We start from the raw sequence: 23,043 nt of genomic DNA, 5'->3' as shown, positions 1-23,043 counted from the left end.
TTAATGAGGTGAAGTTAAAATGGCAAAAGAAATTAAATTTTCAGAAGATGCACGTCGTGCAATGTTACGTGGTGTTAACAAATTAGCTGACACCGTTAAAGCAACAATTGGACCAAAAGGTCGCAATGTTGTGTTAGAAAAAAGCTATGGTTCTCCAGAAATTACTAATGATGGGGTAACGATTGCTAAATCAATTGAATTAGCAGACCATTTTGAAAACATGGGAGCTAAATTAGTAGCTGAAGTGGCTTCAAAAACGAATGATATTGCAGGGGACGGGACAACAACCGCTACTGTTTTGGCACAAGCAATTATTCAAGAAGGACTAAAAAATGTTACTTCTGGTGCCAATCCTGTAGGTATTCGCCAAGGAATTGAATTAGCTACTAAAAAAGCAGTTGAAGAACTACATAAAATGTCACACAAAGTGGCTAATAAAGATGAAATCGCACAAGTTGCGTCAATCTCAGCAGCTAATGAACAAGTTGGACGTCTGATTGCAGATGCGATGGAAAAAGTTGGTAATGATGGTGTTATCACAATTGAAGAGTCAAAAGGAATTGAAACAGAATTAAGTGTGGTTGAAGGGATGCAATTTGATCGCGGTTATTTGTCACAATACATGGTAACTGATAACGATAAAATGGAAGCAGACCTTGATAACCCATACATTTTAGTAACTGATAAGAAAATTTCAAATATTCAAGAAATTTTGCCTCTATTGCAAGAAATTGTTCAACAAGGGAAAGCCTTGATGATTATTGCTGATGATATTGATGGAGAAGCATTGCCAACACTTGTGTTGAATAAAATTCGTGGAACCTTCAATGTTGTCGCAGTTAAAGCACCAGGTTTTGGTGATCGTCGTAAAGAGCAACTAGCTGATATTGCAGCTCTTACAGGTGCAACCGTTATTACAGAAGATTTAGGCCTAGAATTAAAAGATACAAAACTAGAACAACTTGGACAAGCTGGTCGTGTTACTGTAACAAAAGACAATACAACAATTGTTGAAGGTGCAGGCGATAAAGCGGCTATTGCAGAACGTGTTAATACCTTGAAAAAACAAATTGCCGATTCAACATCAGACTTTGACCGTGAAAAATTACAAGAACGTCTAGCAAAATTAGCTGGTGGTGTAGCTGTAATCAAAGTTGGTGCAGCAACTGAAACTGAGTTAAAAGAACGCAAATATCGCATTGAAGATGCACTAAATGCTACTCGTGCAGCTGTTGAAGAAGGATACGTTGCTGGTGGTGGTACTGCATTGGCTAACGCCGTGAAAGCAGTTGCTTCTCTTGAAGAAACTGGCGACGTGCAAACAGGTATTAATATCGTCAAAGCTGCTCTTGAAGCTCCTGTTCGTCAAATTGTAACGAATGCAGGTCTTGAAGGTTCTGTTATTGTCGAACGTTTGAATAATGAAGACCCTGAAGTTGGCTATGATCCCGTAACTGACAAATGGACCAACATGATTGAAGCTGGTATTATTGATCCAACTAAAGTTACACGTTCAGCTCTACAAAATGCCGCATCTGTTGCCGCATTGATGCTAACAACTGAAGCTGTTGTGACTGAAGTTGATAAAGATAATGAAACAAATCAAGCACCAATGAACCCAGGAATGGGTATGATGTAGCCTATTAAATTTCATAAAAAGAAGCCTATGGAAGTTATAACTTGCCGTAGGCTTTTTTATGTGGCACAATAACGCTGTTGTAAATCTTAAATTTTTTTAAAATTATGGTAGATTTTACAGATTAAATAGCGTAATATTTGTGAAGTTATTGAAAAAGTTCATTATGTGGAGGTGCCCGTGATGGGACAATTTAAACGTTTGATTTTAGGAAAGCCTTTAAAATCAAATGAAGAAGGCGACCAAAAGCTAACGAGATTCAAAGCACTTGCAATGTTGAGTTCAGATGCTTTATCTAGTGTGGCTTATGGTACTGAAGAAATTGTAATGGTGCTGGTAACACTTTCTGCAGCTGCAATATGGTATTCACTACCAATTGCCTTTTTTGTTTTAGTGTTACTACTATCCTTAACTATTTCTTACCGTCAAATTATTCATGCCTACCCAGATGGTGGTGGGGCCTACAAGGTATCTAGTGATAACTTAGGGAAATCATCAGGATTAGTTGCTGGTGGTGCACTATTAATTGACTATATATTAACGGTAGCGGTTAGTGTTTCGGCTGGTTCTGAAGCGATTACCTCAGCAATACCGGCTCTCTACGGGCATCAAGTTGCAATCGCAATTACAATTATTGTTATTTTAACTGTTTTAAACCTACGTGGATTAAGTGAATCTGCTAATTTCTTAATGATTCCGGTTTATCTTTTCATTGGGTCAATTTTACTCATGATTGGTGTGGGATTATTCAAAATTATGTCAGGTCAAATTCCTTATCACGCTGCATCTCCTGTTGGTGGTGTTGTGCCAGGGATAACGGCAGCTTTAGTTTTAAAAGCTTTCTCAAGTGGGTCATCATCATTAACTGGTGTTGAAGCAATTTCAAATGCGGTGCCATTTTTCAAGAAGCCTCGTGCTAAAAATGCCGCTGGAACTTTAACTATTATGGCTGTTATCTTGGGGATTTTCTTTGCGGGTATCACATTCTTAAACTACTGGTACGGTATCGTACCTGAAGAAAAAGTAACCGTACTTTCTCAAGTTGCTGCCAGAACATTTGGTGGTGAAAACATTTTCTACTACATTATTCAATTTGCGACTGCCTTTATTTTGGCTGTTGCAGCTAACACTGGATTTTCAGCATTCCCAGTGTTGTCATCAAATCTAGCCAAGGATAAGTTCTTACCACATAACTATATGGATCGTGGTGATCGACTAGCATACTCAAATGGTATTTTAACGCTAGCAATCGGCTCAATTATTTTAATTACACTATTTGGTGGAGTAACTTCAAAATTAATCCCACTGTATGCAGCAGGAGTGTTTATTCCATTTACGCTGTCACAAAGTGGTATGATTGTAAAATGGTATAAAGAAAAGCCTAAACATTGGATGGCAAAAGCATTTGCTAACTTCGTTGGGGCATTCATTTCTTTTGCAATTTTGATGATTTTAATTGTCTTTCGTCTAGGCGAAATTTGGCCACTATTCGTGATTATGCCATTCTTAGTTTGGTTCTTCTACAAAATTAGAAATCACTATGAAAACGTTGCCGAACAGTTACGACTAGAACAAGAAGGTGCTAAATATCACCATTATGATGGCTCAACAGTTATTGTGCTAGTTTCGAATGTTACGCAAGTGACGAAGGGTGCAATTGCTTACGCACAATCAATTGGAGATTATGTAATTGCGATGCACGTTTCAATGGACGAAAATCCAGACAAAGAACGTGAAACGCAAGAACAGTTTAGAAAAGACTTTCCGAATATCCGTTTCGTGGATGTTCATTCATCTTACCGTTCAGTTATTAAACCTGTTGTTAGGTTTACTGGTGTGATATCAAAGAATGCACAGCAACGTAACTTTTCAACTACAGTGTTGATTCCACAGTTTGTTCCAAACAAACAATGGCAATTTGCATTGCATAATCAGACAGCATTAAGATTGAGACAAGCCTTTAGCAAACATGAAAATATCATTGTTTCAACTTATAGCTATCATCTAAAAAAATAAATTAATCTGTTAAATAAGGGACATAAATTGTTCCTTATTTTTTGTTATAATTAAAGTGAAAATAAAAAAGGGAAACGATAACTATGGCAAAATCACAAACTCCAATGATGAAACAATATTATGAAATCAAAGAAAAGTATGCGGATGCGTTTTTATTTTATCGTGTCGGTGACTTTTACGAACTTTTTGAAGAAGATGCGGTTTTAGGTGCAAAGTTACTAGAATTAACCTTAACTTACCGCAACAAAAATACCGAAAATAGAATACCAATGGCAGGAATGCCACATCATGCCATTCAAAATTATATTGATAGTTTAGTTGATAAAGGTTATAAAGTGGCAATTTGTGATCAAGTTGAAGACCCAAAAGATGCCCAAGGAATGGTGAAACGAGAAGTCGTACAATTGATTACACCTGGGACTATGATGGATGAAAAACCAGAACAGGCTACTCAAAATAACTATTTGACTTCTGTTACTTTTGAAAAAGAAGCATATGGCTTGAGTTACTCGGATTTGGCAACAGGTGAAGTCCAAACCACTCACTTTGATTCATTTGAAGAAGTATTTAATGAATTGCTATCACTACAAACAAAAGAAGTAATTTGGTCTGGTGAACTCACACAAGCTCAGCAGTCGATATTAAAAAAAGCTAATATTTTAGTATCAGCTCCTGTAACTGAGTCACAAGGCGTGAGTGAACAGGAATTTGTCATTCAACGATTAAATAATCTTAGTGAGTTGTCAGCTACAAGACAGCTTATTCAGTACATTGTTGAAACTCAAAAACGCCAACTTGCTCATTTGCAAATCGCAAATAGCTATGAAGCAAAATCATATTTGCAAATGAGTCATATTGTTAAACAAAATCTTGAAGTCACACAATCTAGTAAAACTCATAAGAAAATGGGGTCACTATACTGGTTAATGGATAAGACCAAAACAGCTATGGGAAGCCGACTATTGAAGCATTGGTTAGAACGTCCATTAGTGTTAGAAAAAGATATTCAATATCGTCAAAATATGGTTGAAGCTTTACTTGATGATTTCTTTACTAGAGAAGAAATTAGTGATGCACTCAAAAATGTTTATGATTTAGAACGTTTAACCGGACGAGTTGCTTTTGGAAACATTAATGGTCGTCAAATGCGTCAATTAGGGCAGTCATTGAGTCAAATTCCAAAAATCATTCAGTTATTGGACAGCTCAGATAATGAGTTTTTACAAAAATATGCAGATGAAATAGTCGACTTATCTGATTTAGGTCATAAAATTCTAACGGCTATTGTCGATGACCCACCAATATTAATTACCGAAGGTGGCTTAATTAAAGAAGGCTTTGATCAACAACTAGATGACTATTATCATGCCATGCATAATGGGACAAAATGGTTAGCCGATTTGGAACGAAAAGAAAAAGAAGCCACAAATATTCCAAGTCTAAAGATTGGTTATAACAAAGTTTTTGGGTATTACTTGGAAGTAACCAATACGCATAAAGACAAAGTACCTGAACGTTATGAACGAAAACAAACACTTTCTAATTCTGAACGATACTTAACGCCAGAATTAAAGGAAATGCAAACTTTGATTTTGCAAGCACAAACGAATTCCGTTGATTATCAATACGAATTATTTGTTGCTTTACGCGATGAAGTCAAAAGCCATATTAAATTGTTACAGCAGCTATCTCATAGTATTTCGGCTTTAGATGTTTTAACTAGTTTCAGTATTTTAGCTGAAGATAAGAGATTAGTCAGACCTCAATTGACAACCGATCATGTTATTGAAGTACAAGATGGGCGCCACCCAGTCGTAGAGGCTGTTTTGGAAAATGATCAATATATTCCTAACAATATTGAGATGGGTGAAGATACTGACATTTTCCTAATAACAGGTCCTAACATGTCGGGTAAAAGTACCTATATGCGACAAATGGCATTGATTGCGATTATGAATCAAGTTGGATCATTTGTACCAGCTTCATCGGCCAAATTGCCCATTTTTGACAAGGTATTTACGCGTATTGGTGCGGCAGATGATTTGATTTCAGGGCAATCTACTTTTATGGTTGAAATGAACGAAGCCAATCAAGCCTTAAAGAACGCGACTTCTAAATCATTAATCTTGTTTGATGAAATTGGAAGAGGGACTGCTACTTATGACGGCATGTCTCTAGCAGGTGCTATTATTAAATACTTGCATCAAAAAGTAGGTGCTAAAACGTTGTTTGCGACTCACTATCATGAATTGACTACTTTAGACCAAGAGTTACCACATCTTAAAAATGTTCACGTTGGTGCTAGTGAAAAAGATGGTAAATTAACATTCTTACACAAGATTATTGCAGGTCCAGCTGATCAATCTTATGGGATACATGTTGCTAAATTAGCAGGATTACCTGAAGAAGTTATTAATCAAGCTAATGAAATGCTACAAGAATTTGAAAGCCAGGATGTGCACCAAGATAGTCAAGATTATGACAATCAAATGGACTTATTTAGACCTGAACCAGTTATTGAAAAAACGCAAACCAAAATGCAAAGTGACAGTATGACAAAAATCGATAACCAAATTATTGATGAAATTAAATCTGTCAATTTAATGAATAAAACACCATTTGAATTAATGAATTTAATTAATGACTGGCAACAACAATTGTCCAAAGATTAGCAAAAGTAAGGAGTTGCAAGATGACACAAATTAGAGAGCTTTCTCAAAAATTAAGTGATCAAATTGCTGCGGGTGAAGTAATCGAACGCCCTAGTTCAGTTGTTAAGGAACTGGTTGAAAATGCGATAGATGCTAAGGCAACTGAAATTGATGTTACGTTTTTGGAAGGTGGACTGAAACAAATTATCGTCTCTGATAATGGATTGGGAATTGCAGAAGATGATTTGCCATTAGCGTTTAAACGTCATGCGACAAGTAAGATAACGACAACAGACGATTTGTTTAATATTTTAACATTGGGTTTTAGAGGCGAGGCATTATCAAGTATTGCGGCTGTTTCACAAGTTGAGATTTTAACAAATACCGGTGAGACTCAAGGTGTCAAAGCTAAAATATCGAAAGGTGAAATTAAGTCCAAAGAGCCAATTGCTGCCAAAAAAGGAACGCAAGTGGTTGTGAATGATTTATTTTATAATACGCCGGCAAGGCTAAAGTATCTAAAATCACAAAAAACAGAAATTGCTAAGATGATTGATGTTGTCAATCAACTAGCTCTAAGTTATCCTAACTTATCATTTCGATTGTTTAATGGATCAAAAAGAGTTAGCCAAACAACAGGAGATGGCGATTTAAAAAAGAATATTGCCAATATCTATGATCGTCAAATTGCGCAAAAGATGATTCCATTTTCATCAGAAAATATGGATTTTGAAATTTCGGGTTACTTATCATTACCTGAAATGACACGATCAAACCGTAACTATATGTCGATATTATTAAACGGTCGATTTATCAAAAACTATCAATTATCGAGAAGCATCATCAGTGGCTATGGTAGTAAACTAATGGTAGGAAGATTTCCAGTTGTTGTGTTGAATATCAAGATGGACGCAAATTTGGTCGATGTCAACGTGCACCCAACTAAACAAGAAGTTCGTCTTTCAAAAGAAGCCCAATTAAAAGAGTTAATTGAGCGAACTTTTAAGCAAACACTTGCAAAGAACAACTTGGTTCAAGATGGACTCGAAAACCTAGTTCGACCAGCTAAATCTCAGCCTACTTATCAGCAGACAGATTTGACCTTATCAAAAAATAAACCGCGTCAGTTCAACTATCCAAATGGTCAAAAGTATTATCAAATCGAAGAAGCCGACGAGTCTTTTGAAATTAATGAAAGTGATAAAGTTAAATTATCGAAAACTTGGAATGAAAATGTTAAAGCGCAAGTTCAAACGCATCCCTTTGAAGAGGAAACTAAAACAGATCAACCGTTAGAGGCAGTACAAGAAACGAAAACATCGTCATTTCCAGACTTATACTTTGTAGGACAGGTACATTTAACCTATTTAATCGCACAAAGTGATGACGGGATGTATCTAGTTGATCAACATGCTGCGCAAGAGCGTTTGAACTATGAAAAATATCGTGAAACGATTGCTGAAGTCTCAAATGACCAACAAACATTTTTAACACCAATGACACTTGAATTGTCTAGTTCAGATTATTTAAAGGTTCAAAACTATCTAGAAGAACTGCAAACGCTAGGGATTGAGTTACGCCCATTTGGGGGAAATACGTTTATTATTAATTCGCACCCAACATGGATGGTTGAAAATCAAGAAAGTTTGATTCGAGAAATGATTGATGCCATTTTGGATAATCCAAAACTAACTTTAAAACAGTTTAGAGAAAAAACAGCAATTATGATGAGTTGTAAAAATGCAATTAAAGCCAATCATTATATTAAACCGTCAGAGGCACAGTCATTACTTGATCAACTTTCTCAAGCAAAGAATCCGTATAACTGTCCTCATGGTCGGCCCGTGCTTATTCATTTCAGCCAAACTGATATTGAAAAAATGTTCCGTCGCATTCAGCAAAGCCATCAACGCGATGATGGCGAAATAGGAGAATAATAATGTATGAATATTTAAAAGGGACAATTGTCTCAATTAAGCCCGAGTATATCGTGCTCGAAAATAATGGGGTTGGGTATCTTGTTTTGACACCGTATCCTTATCACTACAAGCAAGATGCGTCCGCACAGATTTTTATTGAACAAATTGTAAGAGAAAGCGAACTCACACTATATGGTTTTAAGAGCTTAGAAGATAAGCAATTGTTTAATTTGTTAAATCGTGTTAGTGGAATAGGGCCACGCAGTGCTTTAGCAATTATGGCTAGTGAAGATGTCAGTGGGCTTGCTGAAGCTGTTGACTCAGGAGATATCAAATATTTAATGAAATTCCCTGGTATTGGTAAGAAAACCGCTTCGCAAATTGTACTTGATTTACAAGGTAAAATGGCAATCTATCAAGATGATTTATTTACAATTTCAGATAAATCAGATAGTCAACTTACTTCAGATTCAAAAGAATTTGATGAAAGCTTGCAAGCACTACAAGCACTCGGTTATACCCAACGTGAAATTGATAAAATTAGTCCAAAATTAAAACAAGCTCAACTGAATAAAGTTGATGAATACGTTAAAGAAGGGCTTAAACTACTACTAAAAAAATAGAAAGGAGCTAAGTTGTGAGTGATCGAGTAATTAATCAAGAAGCGAGCCAAGATGATAAAAATATTGAACTTTCTTTAAGACCGCAGTACTTAAATCAATACATTGGTCAACATAAAGTTAAAGATGAGTTATCGATTTATATTCAAGCCGCAAAGAAAAGGCAAGAATCATTAGATCATGTTTTACTTTATGGACCGCCAGGATTAGGGAAAACGACTTTAGCCTTTGTGATTGCCAACGAGTTGGATGTTAAATTACGCAGTACAACAGGACCTGCTATCGAAAAAGCAGGTGACTTGGTGGCTTTATTAACGGAACTTAATCCAGGAGATGTGCTATTCATTGATGAGATTCATCGACTTCCTAAAACAGTTGAGGAAGTTTTGTACTCAGCTATGGAAGATTTCTATATTGATATCATTATTGGTCAAGGTGAGGGGACTCATCCTGTTCACATTCCACTGCCACCTTTCACCTTGATTGGTGCGACGACTAGAGCTGGGCAATTATCGGCTCCATTAAGAGACCGTTTTGGAATTATAGAACATATGAATTATTATGAAGAAGAAGACTTACAGCATATTATTGAGCGTTCCTCTTTGGTTTTTAATTCTAAAATTAGTGAAGCTGCTGCTCACGAGCTATCAAAACGTTCAAGAGGAACCCCTCGTATTAGTAACCGTTTATTAAAGCGAGTGCGTGACTTTGCAGAAGTTAAAGAAGAATTAGAAATTAGTCTAGCAACAACACAGCAAGCCTTGGATCAGTTGGAAGTTGATGAAGCAGGACTTGATCAAGTTGACCGTAAGCTGTTAATGATGATGATTGAAACCTATCAGGGTGGTCCTGTCGGCATCAAAACACTAGCAGCTAATATCGGTGAAGATCAAGAAACCGTTGAAACTATTTACGAACCTTATTTACTACAAAAAGAGTTTATTAAAAGAACACCTAGAGGACGTTCGGTTACCGCCAAGGCCTATGATCATTTAGGTATAAAATTAACGGAGAGATAACATGCAATCAATAGATGAATTTGATTATGAATTGCCAGAAGAACTTATTGCGCAAACCCCACTTGATCAAAGAGATCATTCTCGACTATTAACTTTGAATCATCAAACGGGTGAGTTGAATGACCGTCATTTTTATGACTTAATTGATGAATTGCAAGCAGGCGATGTTTTGGTGATGAATAATTCACGAGTTTTACCTGCGCGATTATATGGTCAAAAAGCTAAAACCCATGGTCATGTTGAATTATTATTGCTAGCACAAGAGCAAGGTGATAATTGGGAAGTTTTAATCAAACCAGCACGTAAAATTCATGTGGGTGATGAACTAGAATTTGGTGATGGTCAGTTGACCGCAGTAGTTAACAAAAGACGTGAGGAAGGTAAATTTCAAATCGAGTTTTCGTACGAAGGAATCTTTTTAGAAGTACTTGAACAGCTTGGTCAAATGCCATTGCCGCCTTATATCAAAGAACACTTGGAAGATAATGACCGCTACCAAACTGTCTATGCTAAGGAAAATGGTTCAGCAGCAGCACCGACAGCAGGGCTGCATTTCACTCCTGATTTATTAGCTAGGATTGAACAAAAAGGCATTCAGTTAGCTTATGTGACGTTACATGTTGGACTGGGCACTTTTAGACCGGTTGTCTTTAGTGATATTGATGAACATAAAATGCATCGTGAGTTCTATCAATTAGATGACGACAATGCTAGGCTGATTGGTCAGGCTAAAGTAGAAGGTAGGCGCGTTATCGCTGTTGGTACAACGACCATTCGGACACTTGAGACAATTGCCAGTCGCTTTGATGGAGAGGTAAAAACTGATAGTGGTTGGACTGATATTTTTATCAAACCAGGTTATGAGTTTAAAGCCGTCGATGCTTTTGTTACTAATTTTCACTTACCAAAATCTACTTTGGTGATGCTTGTGGCGAGCTTTACGGGTAGAGATAATATTTTGAATGCTTATCACCATGCTGTAATAGAACGTTATCGTTTTTTCAGTTTTGGGGATGCAATGTTTATTTATTAATTAAAAACAGAATAGGAATAATAAATTAATGGCAGCAATTGAATATAAATTATTACATGTTGATAAACAAACAGGCGCACGTTTAGGAGAGGTTAAAACACCGCATGGTACCTTTCAAACACCAATTTTTATGCCTGTAGGAACACAAGCAACTGTCAAAACAATGTCACCAGAAGACTTAGAAAAAGTGGGTGCCCAAATTATTTTGGCAAACAATTACCACTTGTGGCTAAGACCTGGTGAAAAAATTGTTAAAGAAGCTGGCGGATTGCATAAGTTTATGAATTGGAATCACCCAATTTTAACTGATTCTGGTGGATTTCAGGCCTTTTCTTTAACTGATAACGTGAAGTTTAATGAGGAAGGTATCTCCTTCAAAAATCATTTATCAGGAAAGCCAATGTTTTTATCACCTGAAAAAGCAATTCAAGTGGAAAACGACTTAGGTGCCGATATTATTATGAGTTTGGACATGCTAACGGATTTCCATAGTGATTATGCCGAAATGCAAAAAGCAGTGAATCGCACAACTCGATGGGCTGAACGTGGTCTTAAAGCTCATAAAAACCCAGACACCCAAGCATTGTTTGGTATTGTTCAAGGTGGCGGGTATGAAGATTTGCGTAAGCAAAGTGCACGTGATCTTGTAAGTCTAGATTTTCCTGGGTATTCAATCGGAGGATTGAGTGTCGGTGAAACAAAAGAAGAAATGAATCAAGTTCTTGATTACATTGTGCCAGAGTTACCTGAAGATAAGCCACGTTACTTAATGGGTGTTGGGACACCGGATGCTTTGATTGATGGTGTGATTCGTGGTGTTGATATGTTTGACTGTGTCTTGCCAACAAGAATTGCACGTAATGGGACAGTCATGACTTCAAAAGGTCGTCTTGTTATCAAAAATGCGACTTATGCACGTGACTTTGGTCCGATGGATGATAATTGTGATTGTTACGCTTGTCGCAATTATTCAAGAGCGTACATTCGCCACTTGCTAAAAGCAAAAGAATCTTTTGGAATTCATCTAACTAGTTATCATAACCTTTATTTTCTGTTAGACTTAATGAAGCAGGTTCGTGAAGCTATAAAAAATGACCGTTTAGCTGATTTTAGGGCTGAATTTTTTGAAAATTACGGTTATAATAGTAAACATATGAACTTTTAGTAAGAAAAATTAGACGAGGTGCCTTTATGGATTATAGTATTATTATTTTGATATTGATTGTAGTTGGATTTTACTTCTTTATGATTCGTCCAGCTCAAAAGCAACAAAAAGAACGTCAAGAAAAAATGTCAGCAATGAAAAAAGGTGATAAAATCATCACAATCGGCGGTCTTCATGGTGTGATTGAAAGCATCAACGAAGATGGCAAAACAATCACAATTGATGCCGATAACTTATTCTTAACATTTGAACGTAGCGCTATTCGCCAAGTAACTCCAGGTGAAGAAGTTCAAACAACAACTGAAGATGATGAAACAAAAGAATTAGATACGAAAAAAGAAACAACTAAAGAAGATCAAGAAAAAGAAGATTAGTCGTTTGAGGAAAACACCTAAGGGTGTTTTTTCTTTTTAAAACAGGTACAATACGCCTAGAGACCTATAAAAATGTATGAACTTCGATGAGGGAGTGAAAACTATGAAAAAAAACTTACCCGTTTTGTTTGTGATTTTTGGTGGTTCAGGAGACTTAGCCCATCGCAAACTTTATCCAGCCCTATTTAATTTGTTCCGTAAGGGTGCACTTCAAGAAAATTTTGCTGTTGTTGGAACAGCTAGACGTCCTTGGAGTGACGATTATTTTCAAGAAACGGTTCGTCAAGCCATTATCGAAAATGTTCAAAATGTTGACGATAAAGTGGTCGCAGATTTTAGTCACCACTTTTTCTATCAGTCACATGATGTGACCGATGAAAGTCACTATATTGAACTGAATGACAAAATTGAACAATTAGAAGCAAAATTTAATACCCAAGGTAACCGTACGTTTTATCTAGCAATGTCACCACAATTCTTTGGCACTATTTCACAACATTTAAAAGCTCAAAACTTGGTGACAGACAGTGGCTATAATCGTTTAGTAGTCGAAAAGCCATTTGGACACGATCTTGAAAGCGCTAAAGTATTGAACCAACAAATTGGAAATTCTTTTGCGGAACAAGATGTTTATCGTATTGACCATTACTTAGGTAAACAAATGGTCCAAAATATTATGTACTTGAGATTGACTAATCCATTATTTGAATCTATTTGGAATAGTGACCACATCAAAAATGTCCAAATCACATTAGCTGAAAGTTTGGGCGTAGAAAATCGTGGTGGTTATTATGAAACAGCGGGAGCTTTGAGAGATATGGTGCAAAATCATATTTTCCAAATCGCATCACAGGTTGCAATGAAAAAACCTGCTTCATTAACATCAACAGATATTCATCAAGCTAAACAAGATGTGTTAAACAGTATTCAAATGTATGATTCAGATCAAGTTAACCGTTACTTTGTACGTGGTCAGTATCAAGGAGATGGCTCTGAAAAAAGTTATCTTGAAGAAGAACAAGTTTCACCTAATTCAAAAGTGGAAACCTTTGTTGCAGGTAAGTTGATGTTTGATCAAGGTCCCTTACAAAACGTGCCTTTTTATGTCCGTACAGGTAAAAAGTTATCTCAAAAAACAACGCGTGTTGATTTAGTTTTGAAATCATCACATGAGTTGTTTGAGCAAAATCAAGACAATATTATTTCAATTGAAATTGATCCGGAAAACAAATTAATGGTCACTTTAAATGGTAAGCAATTATCACAAACTGATTTATCAAATCTACAAATGAAATTTGCTTATTCAAAAGATGAAGTTGCACAAATTCCAGATGCTTATGAAAAATTGTTTTATGATTTCTTAATTGGAGATAGAACAAACTTTGTTCACTGGCATGAAGTGAAGACAACGTGGGAATTTATTGATCAAATTGAAAAAACTTGGCAAGAAGATGCTCAAAAACCATTTGCTTATCAAAGTGGTTCAATGGGTCCAAAAGAGGTTTCACGAATTTTTAAAGGAACAACTGATAGTTGGGTATTTGAAGGTTAAAACTGGCTTTTTTAAGTCAGTTTTTTTGTCTGATATGAGGAATTAAAATTGTGGCAATACAAGATTGGTTACCTAAAAATAAAACAAATCGAAAAATCATTCATTTAGATATGGATGCATTCTACGCATCTGTTGAAGAGTTATCAAATCCAGCTTTAAAGCAAAAAGCGTTAGTTGTAGCACATGATCCACGAAAAAATAATGGACATGGTGTCATCACAACTAGTAATTACCATGCTAGAAAATATGGTGTTTTCTCAGCAATGCCAGCAACGAAAGCAATTGAAAAAATACCCAAAAATGAATTGGTTTTTGTAACCCCAGACTTCAAAAAGTACCGCAAGGTGTCAAACCAAATTCATCAGATATTTCAAGAAGTCACTGACTTGGTTGAAACCGTTGCTTTTGACGAAGCTTACTTAGATGTGACTCAAAATAAGCTGGGCAGTGACAAAACGACCATTGATCTTGCCAGTTATTTACAAAAAAGAATTCTAAAGGCGACAGGATTAACTTGTTCTGTGGGCATTTCTTATAATAAATTTTTAGCTAAACTAGGGTCAGAATATGCTAAACCGTTTGGTCGAACCATTATTTTGCCAGAAGTGGCTCAGCAATTTTTGAAAGATTATCCGATTGAGAAATTTCCAGGTGTTGGCAAAAAAACATTAACCCGCTTGCACGATCATGATATCTATACACACGAGGACTTAATCAGTGTAAACATTCATGATTTCTTACGGGAATTTAAGCGTGCAGGGTATGACTTATTGCAACGTGCTTTTGGAATTGATTTAAGACCTGTTAAAGCAAATCGTTTGCGTAAGTCTTACGGAAAAGAATCTACTTTTTTGGAACCGATTCATACTAAAATCAAAGCTAAAAGAATGTTAAAATCATATTGTGATGAAATTCAAAATCAACTAACTTCAGAACGTCTAAAGGCCCATACGGTTGTTTTTAAAATTAGAGATGTTGATTTTAATACATCAACTAGACGACAAACTTTAACACAAGCAGAAGATCAAAGTGCTCAGTTCTATCAAGTGGCTTGTCAGCTACTCGATGAATTTGAGTCGGAATTGTCTGTAGGTGTCAGGTTGTTAGGCGTTTCTGTTACAAATATCTTAGATTTTGAAATTGAATCGATGTCATTGCCGTTATTTCAAACGCGATAAAATAATCACAAATGAATAGCTGAGGAGAATTATATGCAAAAAGTAACTGAAATATTAAACTTAATTGAACAGTATCAAACAATCATTGTGCACCGTCATGAAAATCCAGATCCAGATGCACTAGGATCCCAAGGTGGCCTAGTGGGTGCAATTAAAGCCGGATTCCCAGACAAAAAAGTTTTAAAAGCGGGTGGAGAAGTAGGAGACTTGGCCTGGTTTTCAACAATGGATGACGTGGCCAAGGCTGATTATGAAGGTGCATTAGTTATCATTGTTGATACAGCTAATCGTCCAAGAATTAGCGGTGAATACTATGATTTAGGAAAAGCACTAGTCAAAATTGATCACCATCCTAATGACGATGTTTATGGCGATATTGATGATGTTGATACCACTGCCTCTAGCTGTTCTGAAATGATTACTGAATTTATTCTTGCATCTAATGGTAAATTAGTATTAAATCAAGAGGTTGCTAAATTATTGTATGGTGGTATTGTAGGCGACACAGGACGCTTCTTGTTTAACAACACCACTCCTCATACCTTAAAAATGGCACAAGCTTTACTCGAAACAGGTATTGATCATAGTAAAATATCACGTACGCTTTCTGAAGTTACTTTTAAACAAGCAAAATTACAGAACTTTGCATTAGAGTTATTGACGATTGATGAAGTGGGGATGGGTTCTATCACCATTACAAAAGAGCTGATGGCTAAGCTAGATATTACTTTCCAACAGGCAAAGGCTGCTGTTTCAACACCAGGACGCTTAAAAGAAATTAAAGCTTGGGTAACTTTCGTTGAACAAGAAGATGGTGAATTCCGTGTTCACTTGCGTTCAAAGGGAACGATTATTAATGAAATTGCTAAAAAACATGAAGGTGGCGGACATCCACTAGCTTCTGGAGCCATCGCTAAAGACGAAGCTGAAATGAAACAAATTGAAACTGAATTGCATCATGCAATTGAAAACTATAGTAACGAGGACTAAAAATGATAAGTATTTTTGAAAATGACTATTTAACTGATGCAGTTAAAAATGGATTAATTGAAATCGGATTTAAAAAACCAACGCCAGTTCAGACTCGCGTTATTCCAAAACTCTTAAAACGCCAAAGTGCTGTGGTTCAAGCACAAACTGGTTCAGGTAAAACTCACGCTTTCTTGGTACCGCTAGTTAATAATCTAGACGTAGATATGAAGCAATTACAAGCAATTGTAACTGCACCAAGTCGTGAACTTGCTCAACAAATTCACAAAAACTTAGAGCAATTATTACAAGCATCAGGTTTAGATGCCAAAGCACAACTTCTAGTTGGTGGTTCAGATCGCCAAAAACAAATTAAAAAAGTTGAAAGCCAACCTCAAGTAGTTGTGGGGACACCAGGTCGTATTTTAGATTTTGCTGAAAAGAAAATTCTAAACTTAGATAACGTTCAAACATTTGTTATTGATGAAGCAGATATGACACTTGATTTAGGTTTCTTAGATGATGTTGATAAAATTGCATCAAGATTACCACTTAAACTCTCAATGAGCGTTTTTTCAGCAACAATCCCAGCTAAGTTAAAACCATTTTTAACAAAATATATGGGACACCCTGACTACATTACAATTGATAATCCAGAGATTATTTCCCCAACAATTCAAAATGATTTAATTGAAGTTGACGGAAAAAATCCAAATGCGACAATTTATCAGTTGCTAACAATGGGACAGCCTTACTTAGCGTTGATTTTTGCTAATACCAAGACACGTGTTGATGAAATTCATCACTACTTGAGTTCCCAAGGACTTCAAGTTGCTAAAATTCATGGTGGCATTACAACCCGTGAAAGAAAACGTGTGATGCGACAAGTTCAAAACCTTGAATATCAATACGTTGTGGCAACTGACTTAGCTGCTCGTGGAATCGACATCGAAGGGGTTAGTCATGTTATTAATGCAGAACTGCCTAAAGATTTAGAATTCTTTATTCACCGTGTTGGTCGTACAGGTCGTAACCAAATGTCAGGAACAGCGATTACATTGATTGAACATCGCCAGTTAAACTTAGTCGCTGAACTTGAAAAAATGGGGATTAAATTTGCGCCTAAAAAGATTGAAAAAGGACAATTAGTTGATGCAACTAGCCGTCACCGTCGTACTGATCGTCAATCTAAGCAAGAAAAATTAGATCCAAAAATTCGTGGTTTTGTTAAAAAAGCAAAAGTTAAGAAAAAGCCAGGTTACAAGAAGAAAATTAGAGCTGAAATTGAAAATGATGCACGTCAAAAGAGAAAACTAGAAGTTCGTCGTAAAAAGCGTCAAACTCGTCGTGACCGCAAAAATCAAAATTGACATCAAAATGACTTCACACTATAATTAAGGAGTCAAAGGACATACATTGTGAATGAAGGCTTAATAGAGAGAGCTAGCTGGTGGAAATGCTCAAGTCACATCGCAATGTGCTACCGATGAACTCATTTTTTTAATAGCAATAACAAAGAGGTTAACAAACACTGTTGCAATCAAGGTGGTACCGCGCTTTTTAGCGTCCTTGAATTTGTAAGAGTGTTTTTTTATATTAAATTTAAGGAGATACAAGCATGAAAAAATTATCTAGTGCTGAGTTTAGACAACTATTTTTAGACTTTTTTAAGAGTAAAGATCATATGATTGAACCATCTGCATCCCTAGTTCCTGTTGATGATCCAACATTACTTTGGATTAACTCAGGGGTTGCTACTTTGAAAAAATACTTTGATGGAAGTGTTGTTCCTGATAAGCCAAGAATTACCAACGCTCAAAAAAGTATTCGAACAAACGATATCGAAAACGTAGGTAAAACAGCGCGTCACCATACATTCTTTGAAATGTTAGGAAACTTTTCTGTTGGTGATTACTTCAAAGAAGATGCGTTGAAATGGGCATGGGAATTCTTAACTAGTCCAAAATGGTTAGACATGGATGAAGATAAACTATATGCAACTGTTTATCCAAAAGATACCGAAGCTAAACGTATCTGGCACGAAGTTGTTGGATTACCTGAAGACCACATTATTGATGTTGATGATAACTTCTGGGATATTGGTGGGGGTCCTTGTGGTCCTGATTCTGAAATTTTCTACGACCGTGGACAATCTTTCAATGATGTAGCAGAAGATGATCCAGAAAACTATCCTGGTGGCGAAAATGAACGTTATCTTGAAATTTGGAATATTGTATTCTCAGAATTCAACCATTTGCCAGATGGTCAATACGTTGAACAACCTCATAAAAACATTGATACGGGAATGGGACTTGAACGTGTGGTTTCTGTTTTACAAGATGCGCCAACAAACTTTGAAACAGACTTATTCATGCCAATTATCCACACAGTAGAATCATTTACTGACGGTATTAAATATGCAACCGACAAACAACACGATGTTTCATTCAAGATTATTGCTGATCACGCAAGAACAGTTAGCTTTGCAATTGGAGATGGGGCATTACCTTCAAATGAAGGTCGAGGTTATGTTTTACGTCGTTTAATTCGTCGTGCAGCTTTAAATGGTCAAAAACTAGGTATTAAAGGTGCTTTCTTATACAAACTAGTTGAAGTTGTTGGCGATATTATGAAGTCATACTACCCAGAAGTATTGAAACAAAAAGATTTCATTGAAAAAGTAATCAAATCAGAAGAAGAACGCTTCCAAGAAACTTTATCTGATGGATTGAACTTATTAAACCAAGTGATTGATGAAGCTAAAGCTAATAATCAAAAAGAACTATCTGGCGAAGATACTTTCAAATTGTTTGATACTTATGGCTTCCCTTATGAATTAACATTTGAATATGCAGAAGATGCAGGTCTTGGTGTTGATAAAGCAGGTTTTGATGAACAAATGCAACAACAAAAAGACCGTGCCAGAAATGCACGTTCAAAAGTACAATCAATGGGCTCACAAAACGAAGTGTTGCTTGACTTAACAACACCTAGTGAATTCACAGGTTATACAACTGAAAAACAAGAATCAACTCTAGTAGAACTATTGGTAGACGGTGAATTAGCTGACAAAGCTTCTGCAGGCCAAGCACAATTAATCTTTGATGAAACACCTTTCTATGCAGAAATGGGTGGCCAAGTTGCTGATATTGGGTTCATTTACAACGATAAAAATGAAGCTGTTGCTAAAGTGACAGATGTTCAACATGCACCAAATGGTCAAAACTTACACTATGTTGAAGTTTTAAAACCACTTGAAAAAGGGGCACGTTATGAACTTGAGATTGATCATGAATTCCGTCGTAAAGTTAAACGTAACCATACTGCAACTCATATGCTAGACCAAACACTAAGAGAAGTATTAGGTGAACATACTAAACAAGCTGGTTCTTTAGTTGAACCAACTTACCTAAGATTTGACTTTACAAGTTTTGATGCTGTTTCAACTGACGATATTAAGCAAATTGAACAATTGATTAACGAAAAAATTTGGCAACAAATTGACGTAACAACTGTTGAAACTGATATTGAATCAGGTAAGAAGATGGGTGCGATTGCTTTATTTGGTGAAAAATATGGTGATCAAGTTCGTGTTGTTAATATTGGCGATTGGTCAATTGAATTTTGTGGGGGAACACACGTTAACAACACAAGTGAGCTAGGTTTATTCAAGATTATCTCTGAATCTGCTGTTGGTGCTGGTGTGCGTCGTATTGAAGCGGTGACTTCACAAGAAGCGTTTGAATACTTAAACAACCACTCTGCAATCTTAAAAGCAGTTAAATCAGACGTTAAAGCAACTAAAGATGCTGATGTTGAAAAACGTGTACAACAACTACAAAATGACAACAAGCAACTTCAAAAAGAATTAGAACAAGCGAAAGCAGAAATTAACCGTCAAGCTTCAGGTGATTTATTCAACCAAACTGAAGAAATTAATGGCTTAAGCGTGGTTGCGGCAGTGGCACCAGTTGATGACATGAAAGACCTACGTCAACTGGCAGATGACTGGAAAGGTCAATCTGTTTCAGATGTTTTAGTTATTGGTGCACAAGGTCAAGATAAAGCAAGCTTGATTGTTGCCTTGGGTGATAAAGCTTTAGATAAAGGCTTTAAAGCAGGCGACTTAATCAAAGAATCCGCTTCACTATTTGCTGGTGGCGGTGGTGGCCGTCCTAACATGGCACAAGCTGGTGGTAAAAATCCAGACGGTATTCCAGCAGCTATTGATAAAATCAAATCACTTCTAGCAGATTAAAGTTTCGCTAATTGTAATACTTGTAAAAATCAAGTAAAATGGGATTAGAGAGTAAAGGAGGATTATTATGAGTTCACTTGATAAAACGATGCATTTTGATTTTAGTCGTTACCAAAATAAAAATGTCAGTCAAACACTAGAAAGTGTCTATCGATCACTTGAGGAAAAAGGATACAATCCTATCAATCAAATTGTAGGCTATCTAATGTCTGGTGATCCTGCATATATTCCTCGTCACAATGATGCTAGAAACCTAATTTTGAAACATGAGCGTGATGAATTAATTGAGGAATTACTCAAAACTTATTTAGGTAAAGAAAAGTAATGAGAATAATGGGACTAGATGTCGGCTCCAAAACAGTTGGGATTGCAATTAGTGATCCCTTTGGATGGACTGCACAAGGAATTGAAATTATTCCCATCAATGAAAACGAAGGTGTTTTTGGATTTGATCGCGTAGAAGAACTGATGAAAGACTATGAAGTCGAAAAGTTCGTCGTGGGTCTACCCAAAAATATGAATAACTCAATTGGTGAGCGTGCAGAAAAATCACAAGAGTACGGCAAAAAATTAGAAGAACTATTTAACAAACCTGTTGTTTATGTTGATGAACGTTTAACAACAGTGCAAGCTGAAAGAATGCTAATTGAACAAGCTGATACTTCTCGTCAAAAACGTAAGCAAGTTATTGATAAATTAGCAGCTAGTTTAATTTTGCAAAACTATTTAGACATGCAATAATACGGAAAAGAGGAACAATTAATGGCATTTAAAATTAATGATCAAAGTCAATTACCAGCAGAAGACCGTCAAATCACTCTAGTGGATGACAAAGGTAAAGAAGAACTGTTTGAAGTCTTATTTACATTTTATTCAGACGACTACGATAACTCATATGTCTTGTTATACCCAGCAGGTGTTGGAACAGATGAAGATGTTGAAATCCAAGCATTTGGCTTTAACGCTGATGAAAATGGGGATGCAACAAAAGGTGACTTATTCCCAATCGAAAGCGATGAAGAATGGGACATGGTTGAAGGTGTATTGAATACATTCTTAGACGATGACCGTTTAAGTGGTGAATAAAATTACAAATTAAAAAAGCTAGCTAAGTTTATCTTAGCTAGCTTTTTTTGTAAGTTAAATTAATTTTTGGGTAATGGCACAAGTGTTGAACTTGTTAAAATTGAGCTATTTGTTTGTTCTGCAATTGCTTTTGCATCACTGGCATCAATTCCTTCAAAAGGTGTAATAACAATGTTTTGAGTTAGTGATTTGTCTTGGTTAAGTTGGTCGATATTCTTTTTGATATTAGAATCTAGCGGACCACCATGGCTTAAGACGCGAGTAATATCATTTTCTACTAACCAATCTAATGCCTCTTGCTTGTACTCAGGTTTAATTTCATCAAAAGCATGATTAAAGACGATTTCCATTCCTTGAGCAGCACCGATAAGCATTTCCATTGCTTCGACATCAAGTCTTTTAGCAGAAGTTAAAGCACCAAAACTAACGGCATCAATCCCTAACTCCTGTGCTGTAAATAAATCACGTTCCATGATTTTGAGTTCAAGGTCATTATAGTTAAAATTGCCAGAACGTGGTTTAATCATGGCAGTAAGTGATAGCCCTTGATCTTGCAAGTATTTGGCACCTTCAGTTAGAACACCATGACTTGCTGTTGTTGTTCCACCAGCTAAGTTATCAGCTAGTAGAATACGTGTTGCACCGTTGGCAACAGCTGCGGGAATATTTGTAAAGTTTTCGACAAGTACTTCTTTGATTATCAAATGAAAGGCTCCTTTTTAAATTATCCTATTATTTTAACAGACCGAAGAATAAAACAACAACAATCGCTAAAATAATTCTATACCAACCAAATGCAGTGAAGTCGTGTGATTTGACGTAGTTCAATAAGAATTTGATTGATAAGTAAGCAACAACAAATGAAACAATCAGACCAACTAGTAAAATTGGTAGTTGTAAACCAACAAACTGTCCGCCGTGACTAAAGAATTTGTATAGTTTAAGTAAAGAAGCTCCAAACATAGTAGGAATCCCTAAGAAGAATGAGAATTCAGCAGAAACAAAACGAGAAGCACCAAAGAACATGGCACCTAAAATAGTTGATCCAGAACGAGAAGTTCCTGGGATTAAACTCAGTACCTGACAAAATCCAATGGCTAACGCAAAACGATAAGTAATTTTGTTTAAGTCATTTAAAGCAGGACGACGAGTTTTGTTGAAGCGTTCTAGTACAATGTAGAGAACACCATAGATAAACAATGTGGAAGCAATAACAGGCCATGAAGTTAGGTGTTCATCCATCCAGTCATTTAAAGGTAATCCAATAATGATGGAAGGAATGGTGGCAACGATAACTTTTGACCAAAGTGACCAAGTTTGTTTAACTTCAAGTTGTGATTTTTTGGTAGAGAAGGGGTTTAATTTGTGGAAATATAGCACAATTACAGACAAAATTGCCCCTAATTGGATAACTACCATAAACATACTGATGAAGTCAGGAGATTGGTCAAGATGAAGGATATCATTAGCTAAGTACAAATGCCCAGTTGAACTGATGGGTAAGAACTCAGTGATTCCTTCTATAATACCTAAAATAATGGATTTAATAATATCAAACACGGAAAAA

General features: G+C 36.2%; 19 protein-coding genes. 17 read left to right on the top strand and 2 right to left on the bottom strand.

Translation table 11 applies throughout. The features are described from left to right. Positions 1-19: 19 nt before the first annotated feature. The 17 genes from groL to JNUCC72_RS04130 all read left to right on the top strand — a co-directional run bounded on the left by groL (position 20) and on the right by JNUCC72_RS04130 (position 21,476). Positions 20-1,639, top strand: coding sequence for a chaperonin GroEL (gene groL / locus JNUCC72_RS04210; protein ID WP_454143213.1), 1,620 nt, complete (start codon positions 20-22; stop codon positions 1,637-1,639). Positions 1,640-1,819: 180 nt separating this feature from the next. Next, positions 1,820-3,652, top strand: a complete 1,833-nt coding sequence (locus JNUCC72_RS04205; RefSeq protein WP_454143211.1) for an APC family permease — start codon at positions 1,820-1,822, stop codon at positions 3,650-3,652. An 83-nt stretch (positions 3,653-3,735) separates the two neighbouring features. Further along, on the top strand, positions 3,736-6,324 hold the full coding sequence (gene mutS, locus JNUCC72_RS04200) for a DNA mismatch repair protein MutS (RefSeq protein ID WP_454143208.1): 2,589 nt from the start codon (positions 3,736-3,738) through the stop codon (positions 6,322-6,324). A 20-nt stretch (positions 6,325-6,344) separates the two neighbouring features. Next, positions 6,345-8,240 (top strand): DNA mismatch repair endonuclease MutL, encoded by a 1,896-nt coding sequence (mutL, locus tag JNUCC72_RS04195; protein ID WP_454143206.1) that lies wholly within the window; start codon positions 6,345-6,347, stop codon positions 8,238-8,240. 2 nt (positions 8,241-8,242) lie between these two features. Further along, positions 8,243-8,845: a Holliday junction branch migration protein RuvA gene (ruvA, locus tag JNUCC72_RS04190; RefSeq protein WP_454143204.1), complete on the top strand. Its 603-nt coding sequence runs from the start codon at positions 8,243-8,245 to the stop codon at positions 8,843-8,845. Between the two features lie 14 nt (positions 8,846-8,859). Beyond that, positions 8,860-9,861, top strand: a complete 1,002-nt coding sequence (gene ruvB / locus JNUCC72_RS04185; protein ID WP_454143202.1) for a Holliday junction branch migration DNA helicase RuvB — start codon at positions 8,860-8,862, stop codon at positions 9,859-9,861. 1 nt (position 9,862) lies between these two features. Next, positions 9,863-10,894, top strand: coding sequence for a tRNA preQ1(34) S-adenosylmethionine ribosyltransferase-isomerase QueA (gene queA / locus JNUCC72_RS04180; RefSeq protein ID WP_454143200.1), 1,032 nt, complete (start codon positions 9,863-9,865; stop codon positions 10,892-10,894). Positions 10,895-10,922: 28 nt separating this feature from the next. Then, a complete protein-coding gene (tgt, locus tag JNUCC72_RS04175) occupies positions 10,923-12,059 on the top strand; it encodes a tRNA guanosine(34) transglycosylase Tgt (RefSeq protein WP_454143198.1) in 1,137 nt (378 codons plus the stop codon). A gap of 26 nt (positions 12,060-12,085) precedes the next feature. After that, positions 12,086-12,433, top strand: a complete 348-nt coding sequence (gene yajC / locus JNUCC72_RS04170) for a preprotein translocase subunit YajC (protein ID WP_454143196.1) — start codon at positions 12,086-12,088, stop codon at positions 12,431-12,433. Positions 12,434-12,536: 103 nt separating this feature from the next. Next, positions 12,537-13,985, top strand: a complete 1,449-nt coding sequence (zwf, locus tag JNUCC72_RS04165; RefSeq protein WP_454143194.1) for a glucose-6-phosphate dehydrogenase — start codon at positions 12,537-12,539, stop codon at positions 13,983-13,985. A 50-nt stretch (positions 13,986-14,035) separates the two neighbouring features. Further along, on the top strand, positions 14,036-15,163 hold the full coding sequence (gene dinB / locus JNUCC72_RS04160) for a DNA polymerase IV (protein WP_454143192.1): 1,128 nt from the start codon (positions 14,036-14,038) through the stop codon (positions 15,161-15,163). 33 nt (positions 15,164-15,196) lie between these two features. After that, positions 15,197-16,153: a DHH family phosphoesterase gene (locus JNUCC72_RS04155; RefSeq protein WP_454143190.1), complete on the top strand. Its 957-nt coding sequence runs from the start codon at positions 15,197-15,199 to the stop codon at positions 16,151-16,153. Positions 16,154-16,155: 2 nt separating this feature from the next. After that, positions 16,156-17,502 carry a DEAD/DEAH box helicase gene (locus JNUCC72_RS04150; protein WP_454143188.1) on the top strand — a complete coding sequence of 449 codons (1,347 nt, stop codon included), beginning with the start codon at positions 16,156-16,158 and terminating at the stop codon, positions 17,500-17,502. Between the two features lie 248 nt (positions 17,503-17,750). Beyond that, positions 17,751-20,390: an alanine--tRNA ligase gene (gene alaS, locus JNUCC72_RS04145; protein ID WP_454143186.1), complete on the top strand. Its 2,640-nt coding sequence runs from the start codon at positions 17,751-17,753 to the stop codon at positions 20,388-20,390. A 67-nt stretch (positions 20,391-20,457) separates the two neighbouring features. Next, on the top strand, positions 20,458-20,715 hold the full coding sequence (locus JNUCC72_RS04140) for an IreB family regulatory phosphoprotein (protein WP_056974458.1): 258 nt from the start codon (positions 20,458-20,460) through the stop codon (positions 20,713-20,715). Then, a complete protein-coding gene (gene ruvX / locus JNUCC72_RS04135; RefSeq protein WP_454143184.1) occupies positions 20,715-21,131 on the top strand; it encodes a Holliday junction resolvase RuvX in 417 nt (138 codons plus the stop codon). Before JNUCC72_RS04140 ends, ruvX begins: the two co-directional genes overlap by 1 nt. 21 nt (positions 21,132-21,152) lie before the next feature. Next, positions 21,153-21,476: a DUF1292 domain-containing protein gene (locus JNUCC72_RS04130; RefSeq protein WP_339969116.1), complete on the top strand. Its 324-nt coding sequence runs from the start codon at positions 21,153-21,155 to the stop codon at positions 21,474-21,476. A gap of 59 nt (positions 21,477-21,535) precedes the next feature. Here JNUCC72_RS04130 and JNUCC72_RS04125 read toward each other — a convergent pair whose 3' ends face one another. Together JNUCC72_RS04125 and JNUCC72_RS04120 are read right to left on the bottom strand one after the other, a co-directional pair. Continuing rightward, on the bottom strand, positions 21,536-22,180 hold the full coding sequence (locus tag JNUCC72_RS04125) for a copper homeostasis protein CutC (RefSeq protein ID WP_454143181.1): 645 nt from the start codon (positions 22,178-22,180) through the stop codon (positions 21,536-21,538). A 28-nt stretch (positions 22,181-22,208) separates the two neighbouring features. Next, positions 22,209-23,036, bottom strand: a complete 828-nt coding sequence (locus tag JNUCC72_RS04120; protein ID WP_454143179.1) for an undecaprenyl-diphosphate phosphatase — start codon at positions 23,034-23,036, stop codon at positions 22,209-22,211. Between the last annotated feature and the right edge of the window lie 7 nt (positions 23,037-23,043).

The sequence above is a fragment of the Holzapfeliella sp. JNUCC 72 genome, from assembly GCF_053668685.1.
Note: the sequence above shows the minus strand (reverse complement) of the source record. Positions and strands in the feature narration are given on the sequence as shown.